Annotated in this window: 5 protein-coding genes; 1 reads left to right on the top strand and 4 read right to left on the bottom strand. The window is 52.7% G+C overall.

Features of this window, described 5'->3' with window-relative positions:
- Positions 1 to 202: 202 nt before the first annotated feature.
- On the bottom strand, positions 203 to 2,941 hold the full coding sequence (locus HN413_00360) for a pyruvate, phosphate dikinase (GenBank protein ID MBT3388840.1): 2,739 nt from the start codon (positions 2,939 to 2,941) through the stop codon (positions 203 to 205).
- Positions 2,942 to 3,382: 441 nt separating this feature from the next.
- Here HN413_00360 and HN413_00365 point away from each other — a divergent pair, with 441 nt between their 5' ends.
- Positions 3,383 to 3,979, top strand: a complete 597-nt coding sequence (locus tag HN413_00365) for a hypothetical protein (protein ID MBT3388841.1) — start codon at positions 3,383 to 3,385, stop codon at positions 3,977 to 3,979.
- 52 nt (positions 3,980 to 4,031) lie between these two features.
- Here HN413_00365 and HN413_00370 read toward each other — a convergent pair whose 3' ends face one another.
- The 3 genes from HN413_00370 to HN413_00380 form a co-directional block, all read right to left on the bottom strand.
- Complete coding sequence (locus HN413_00370; protein MBT3388842.1) at positions 4,032 to 5,477, bottom strand: glycoside hydrolase family 13 protein; 1,446 nt, start codon at positions 5,475 to 5,477, stop codon at positions 4,032 to 4,034.
- A gap of 99 nt (positions 5,478 to 5,576) precedes the next feature.
- Positions 5,577 to 6,431, bottom strand: a complete 855-nt coding sequence (locus HN413_00375; GenBank protein ID MBT3388843.1) for a carbohydrate ABC transporter permease — start codon at positions 6,429 to 6,431, stop codon at positions 5,577 to 5,579.
- Positions 6,424 to 7,571, bottom strand: a 1,148-nt coding sequence (locus HN413_00380; GenBank protein MBT3388844.1) for a sugar ABC transporter permease, incomplete at its 5' end; no start/stop codon positions are given. The genes HN413_00375 and HN413_00380, both read right to left, overlap by 8 nt.

Consider the following 7,571-nt stretch of genomic DNA (forward strand, 5'->3'; position numbering starts at 1 on the left):
CTGCCACTTTATCGTTTGCATTCGATAGAATTCGACGATTAGATCATAACATTTAGATTGCACAGATACAAGATGGTTGCAAGTCTGCTGCCAGAAGCGAAGGGTAAAAAACAGACCGTATCTCAGAGCATCGGAAGATTAAAAACAAATGCGCCCCACTTCGGACGAAGTGGGGCGCATTTGTTAATTAATTATTTTTTCTCTACGCTCTATGCGTCAGCGCGGCGTGGGCTGCAGCCAGACGGGCAATCGGCACACGGAAGGGGGAACAACTGACATAGTTCAACCCGATCAGGTGGCACCACTCGATCGAATTGGGGTCGCCGCCATGCTCACCACAGATACCACATTCGAGGTCGATACGCGTCTTGCGCCCTTTCTTGACAGTTACGTGCATCAACTGACCAACACCATCGCGGTCGATGGTCTGGAAGGGGTTGACTTCCAGAATGCCGTCTTCAACATATTTGACCAGGAAGTTGCGCTCGGCGTCGTCACGGCTGTAGCCGAAAGTGAACTGCGTCAGGTCATTGGTGCCGAAGGAGAAGAACTCGGCGGTTTTGGCAATTTTATCGGCAGTCAGCCCGGCGCGGGGGATTTCGATCATGGTGCCAAATTTATATTCAAATTGCACGCCTTTCTCGCTCATCACCGCAGCTGCGATCTCTTCCAGTTTGGGCTGGATAAAGAGCAATTCGTTGACGTGGCCGGTGAGGGGAATCATGACCTCAGGTTTGGGTTCGAACCCGCGCAACTTAACATCGGCGGCGGCTTCGAAGATGGCGCGCACCTGCATCGAAACGATCTCGGGCATCATTACGCTCAGACGCACGCCGCGCAACCCCATCATGGGGTTACTTTCATGCAGCGACTGAATATCAGCCAGCAGGGCTTCTTTTTCAGGAACAGCCTGGCCTTTGACGCGGGCTTCAATCACGGTTTCAAGCAATTCGTGCTCATCGGGCATGAACTCGTGCAACGGGGGGTCGATCAGGCGAATAATCACGGGCAGGCCTGTCATGGCTTCAAATAGACCGTCGAAATCAGCGCGCTGGTAAGGCAGCAGTTTATCAAGCGCCGCCTGGCGCACAGCGACATTCTCGCCAGCCAGGATCATATCCTGAACAATCGGCAGACGCTCCGGCTCGAAGAACATGTGCTCGGTGCGGCACAGGCCAATTCCCTGGGCGCCATACGAACGGGCGCGGCGAGCGTCTTCGGGGTAGTCGGCGTTGGCCCAAACTTGCAGGCCGCGCGTCGGCCAACCTTCGGGCAGGTCGCGCACACCCTCGGTTGCAGAAATCTCATCGGCCCAGCCGAGCAACTCAAGGAGGTCGGTTTGTTCGTCCAGGCTGGGGGCTACGGTCTCAATTTGACCAAGGAATACTTCACCGGTAGTCCCGTCCACAGAAATCCAGTCGCCTTCTTTCACAACCACATCGCCTGCGGCAAATTGACGTTTTTCCATATCAATACGCACTGCAGATGCGCCCACCACGCAGGGGATACCAAATTGACGGGCAACCACGGCAGCATGAGAGGTGGCGCCGCCCTCGCTGGTGAGAATACCCTTGGCGGCCAGCATCCCGTGAACGTCATCGGGCTTGGTGAAGGGACGCACCATAATCACATCCTGGCCTTCTTCTTTGGCCTTGCGCTCGGCGGTGTCGGCATCGAAATAGGCCCGTCCCACCGAAGCGCCCGGCGAAGCGTTGACGCCAGTGCCGAACATTTTGCCTTCAGCCTCAGCGGCTTGCTTGACTTCATTGATAAATTGGGGGTGCAGCAGGGTATCGACCTGTTCGGGCTGCACGCGCTTGACGGCTTCTTCTTTGTTAATTAAGCCTTCTTTGACCATCTCGACGGCGATGGTTACGGCGGCTTTAGCGGTGCGTTTGCCATCGCGGGTTTGCAGCATCCAGAGCTTGCCATTCTCGACAGTGAATTCAACATCCTGCATTTCACGATAGTGGGCTTCGAGTTTGTCACACACGTCGATGAAATCGGCATAGGCCTGGGGCAGCTCGTTCGCCATTTGGGAAATTTCTGCCGCATTACGGATACCGGCGACCACATCTTCGCCCTGGGCATTCATCAAATACTCGCCCCAGTTCTTGCGCTCGCCCGTGGAAGGGTTGCGGGTGAAGGCTACGCCGGTGCCTGAGTTATCCATATTGCCGAAGACCATCGTCTGAATATTGACGCCAGTGCCGAGGTCGTGGGCAATGTGAGCGGCGTTGCGATAGTCGATAGCGCGCTTGCCATTCCAGGATTTGAAGACGGCTTCGGTCGCCAGTTTAAGCTGCTCGTAGGGGTCTTGCGGGAAGTCAAAGCCTTTGTGCTTTTTAATGGCAGCCTTGTAGGTTTCGGTGAGCGCTTGCCAATCTTCGGCGTTCATCTCAGTATCGAGCTTATAGCCTTTTTGGGTTTTATACGCATCAAGGGGTTCTTCGAAAGCTTCATCGTCAATATTGAGAACCACCGAGCCAAACATGTGTACCAGACGGCGGTAAGCATCGTAGACGAAACGGGCATCATTGGTCAGTTCAACCATGCGCTTGGCAACTTCGTCATTGAGGCCAATATTGAGCACGGTGTCCATCATGCCAGGCATCGAGAAAACAGCCCCCGAGCGGCAGGAAACCAGCAGGGGATTTTCAGGATCGCCAAATTTTTTCCCGGTTTCCTGCTCGGTGGCTTTCATGCAAGCCAGTTCCTGTTCCCATAGTCCATCTGGGAACTGCTCACCCGCTGCGAGATAAGCGTTGCAAGCTTCCGTAGATACGGTAAAGCCAGGGGGCACTGGCACGCCGATACGGGTCATTTCACCCAAATTGGCGCCTTTGCCACCTAGAAGAGAGCGAGCGCCCGCCCAACTTCCAGCATATTCTTCAGCCTGCCCAACTTCCTTGAACAGATAAACCCATTTTGTTTCAGACATTTTTTCTATCCTCCAGAAAAATAATAATTACTCAGCCAGTGAGTATGTATTCGGAAAATTAGTATTACAACCTGCTCGCAAATCACTTTCGGCAAAAAATTCGTATCACGAATGACCACGAATTTCTCGAATGACACGAATATTTTAAAATGCATCGAAAGATATTCGCGCGATTTGTTTTATTCAGTTTCATTTATGATGATCACAGTCGTTCTGCACAGATTTGTCGTGCAGAACGACAAGCAATCTTATATGGAAACGGTTCCATACGCTTATAAAAAAATCCACAAACCGGGGCATAGTTTACCATAAACTCGTCATAGACCCTATGGATATTCGTTACCACAGACTACGACATATTCCCCAAAATTTTGTCGATTGGGGAATGCGGAGGTATGCTATCGTAGCAACATCATCGCCAGGGTCTGTTAGAATCACAAGATGAATATTCCTTCTATTCTTGGTGCGGTTGGAACGCTGGTGGGGCTGATTCGGGCGATGCCACAGTTGGTACGGCTGCTGCGCGCACGGGAGGCCTTTGGTGTTTCAGTGGATACGGCTGGAACCAGTTCGATTGTTAGTTTCGGTTGGGCGGCCTATGGCATATTGACCAGCCAACCCTATGTCAGCTTTGCCACCGGTTCCTCGGGTGTTATTTTCGCATTCATCACGTTTGCTGCCTTGCGCTTTGGCCGCTCGATACGCGAATTCAGGGTTACCCCGGTCTGGTTTGTGGTTTTGCTAGTAGTAGGTCTGCTGGCTGGAAAAACCGGCCTGGGGATTGTTTTATCCATCAGCGTGTTAGCCGCCAACATTCCCCAACTCTGGGTAGCGTTTAAAGAAGGCAACTTAGCTGATTTATCGTTGGAAACCTGGACGCTATCCATCCTCGACGGTTTGGTGTGGGGGGCTTATGCTCTGTTCCAGCGCGATATTTCGATTATGGCATACGGATTATTCCAGCTAACCACCAGCGGATTGATCGTGGCCTTGAAACTGGCGTATCGGACAAGACAATCCTCCGAAAACAAGCCATAACCCCGAATTGGCGTATTCTGCCTCCAAGATTTGGTTCTTGCACCATAGAGAATCAATTAAATAAAACGGTCGCCGCGCGTGCAGGCACATCCAGGGTGATGTGTTGATTTTCTATGCGGTAACTGCCGCCGCCTTGCGGCCAGGCTTGAAAACAACCGGCTTGCTGGGCTTCGGGCAGGTGCAGGGTCAGATGGGCAACAGCCTTACCGGTGTTGAAAACCACCAAGGCACGGCGCTCGCCAAGTATGCGCCTGAAAGCGATTACATCCCCTTCGGCGTAGATAATCTCAAAAGAACCGGTACGCAGCACCGGGTTCTGATGGCGCAACGCGATCGCTTGTTTGTAGAAAGTCAGCAGGTCGTGATCCCAGACTGATTCCTGCTCCCAGGGGAAAGCAGCGCGGCAATGTGGATCGCCCGCCGACGTTAGCCCAATCTCATCCCCATAGTATATGCACGGCGCCCCGGGCATGGTCATCTGAAAAAACAGGCTCAATCGCAAAGCGCTTTTATCATCGCTCATCAACCAAAGCGCACGCGGCGTATCGTGGCTATCGAGGAGATTCAATTGAACCTGATTGATCTCCCAATCGTAGAGCGCGTGCATCTGATTGATTTGTTGGGCAAATGCGGGAGCGTCTAGCGGTTGCATTGGCAACTCATTATGCTCAAATTTACGCAGAGTGGAGGCTCCAAAAAAACTCAATGTATTACGGGTGAATAAATAATTCATCACGGCATCAAACATATCGCCTTGCAACCACCGCTGAGCCTCAGTCCAGATTTCGCCCACAATATAGGCGCGTGGATTGGCAGCTTTCACAACCCGGCGATACTCGCGCCAAAAATCATCGTCATCAATCTCGGAGGGCACATCCAGGCGCCAACCATCAATGCCAAAATCGAGCCAGTAGCGAGTAACCTCAAAGAGGTAATCCCGCACTCCGGGGTTATTGGTATTTAACTTGGGCAGCGCGGGCATCCCCCACCAGGCTTCATAGTTGACAGGGTTTTTGTCGTCGCTGGAATAAGGGCGCAGCGGCCAGTCATTGATAAAAAACCAATCCACATAGGGTGAGTTAGGGCCATTTTCGAGCACATGGTGAAACGGCCAAAAACCGCGGCTGGCATGGTTTAGAACCCCATCCAGCACCACATACATACCGCGAGCGTGGGCGCTATCCAGCAGATCACGCAGCGCAGCATCCCCACCGAGAAGCGGATCAACCTGCATATAGTCGAAGGCGTGATAACGGTGATTGGATGCCGATGAAAAAACGGGGTTGAGATAAAGCGCAGTGACCCCCAAATCTTGCAGATAATCGAGCTTGTCCACAATGCCATGCAAATCGCCGCCCTGATAGCCCTGCTCTTCGGGGGGCGTACCCCAGGGTTTAAACTGAATCCCGCGCGGGTGCCGCGTGCGCGCACTACGGGCAAAGCGGTCAGGGAAGATTTGATAAAAAACAGCGTTTTTAACCCAATTCGGTGTGTTCATAGAGATTTCCTTGTTGGATGGGTTCCATGTATAAGGCCAATTATTCCTGATACTCCGCTCCCAGATTTTTGGATCATTTTCGAGCTGCGGAAAAATTTCTTATGTCTGATCGCCAACCGATAAAAACAGCAACCGATCTAAAAGGTATCGCTGCAAAATTAAAAAGAGAGCTATCACCGGAAGACTCATTAGTATCGCCAGGGCCGATAATAAGCTCCCAGAGAAGGTGGATACACCCAGAGCGCCGGACACAGCCATCGCAACGGTGACATTGGCGCTGGTGTCGACAAACAGCCAGCCCATGGCAAACTCGGAATAGCCGATCAAAAAAGCGATCAGGGCGGCTACAGCAATTGACGGCAATGCAATCGGCAGGGAGATACGCCAAAATGTCTTCAAGGCCCCGGCACCATCCAGAAAAGCGGCTTCTTCCAAATCTTTGGGCACGGCCTGAAAAGCGGAGCGCATATTCCACACACAGAAAGGCATGGAAAACGCCGTGTAGACTATCGTCAAGCCCAACATTGTCGTGCGTAATTTCAAGATTGTCAAGAGCACATAGAGCGGCGTCATCAGGGCTACGGGTGGCAATAAAGCGCCAACCAGCAAGATCAGCAGTCCCGGTTTGCGGCCCGGGAAACGGTAACGCGCGAAGGCGTAGGCCATACTGGTCCCCAAAATAACCGAGAAGAACATGGCGCCACCAGACACAATCAGACTATTCTTGAGCAGCGCCAAAAACGGCATCGACTGCGAAGCCTGTGCCCAAACCTGCTGAAATATTCGCAGGGTAGGTTCTTCGGGCCACAGGCGAAATGTACTCGGCCAACCCATCGTGCCACCCTCAAAGGCCAAATAGACCATACCCCAGATTGGCAGCAATACGAACAAACCGACCAGCACCAGGCCAAGCTGATGAAGAAATTGTTCCCAAGCGCTGATTTGCCTACGCATACGTCACCCCCTCTACTGCACGGCTGCGGCGGTTGAACCACAAAATCAACACTACCAGGACAACCACCGTAAAAATATTGATCGCCGCAGATACCGCAAATTGCCCGCCAAAAGTCGGCGAAAAGGCGTAATAGGATAGCGTGGCATGGGTAACAGTGGGGAAATCTACCCGCATGGTATAGAAGAGATAGAATTGGTTGAAAGCAAAAATCAGGCGGATGAGTACAGCAGGCATCACGAGGGGCCATAATAAAGGCCAGGTCACAAAATGGAATTGCTGCCAACGTCCGGCGCCATCGATTGCCGCGGCTTCATAGACATCACTAGAGATCAACTTCAGCCCGGCAGTCGCAGCCAACATGATGAACGGAAAACCATACCAGGTAGCCGCCAACAACAAGAGCAGCAAGCGCGTGCCCGGCGCAGCCCAAAAAGTCGCTAACCAGACATCAAAAGGCGCATTTTCAATAACCGCCAACCAGCCCCGACCCGGCTCTAGCAGGCGCAACCAGATCAACGCGCCAACAAATTCGGGGATCGCCCAGGGTAAAACGAACAGCGTGCGCCAAAAACCACGCCCGCGCACGCCCTCCCGGTTGAGCATCAATGCCACGGCAATCCCCAACGCGGCCTGCAAAAATACCGATAACACCGCCCACAAAATATTGAACACCAACAAATCCGGGATGCCCCCGGCAAATAGAGACCGCAACGAACTAAAACCAACATAATGCACATCCGTTGAAGTCGGTCTCCGAAAACGATCAAAATACTGCCATAAATCCACAACCAGCGGTTCGGTTTGGCCGGTAATCCCGCGCCAGACTTCACGCCAGACACCGCCATTAATGCCATCGCGGATAGAGATGGTATTAAAATCCGTCAGCGACATGGCCGCCTGAAAAATCATCGGGTAGAAAGCAATCAGCGCCAAAACAACCAATCCCGGCAAAAGCCAGGGCCAGGCGCGGCGCAATTCTCGCCAAAGAATTGGGGCACGCGCAGCCGGACGCGGGCGAGTGCGAATATTTTGCAGCACAGTCTGCACGCCCATTGCAGCGCTCAGGCTAAGTGGCGCGGTGAGCGTGAGTACATATTGCGGCCACTTCGTCGGCCAGAGCAGCAAAAAAATACCCGCCA

Source organism: Chloroflexota bacterium (genome assembly GCA_018648225.1).
GTDB lineage: Bacteria > Chloroflexota > Anaerolineae > Anaerolineales > UBA11858 > NIOZ-UU35.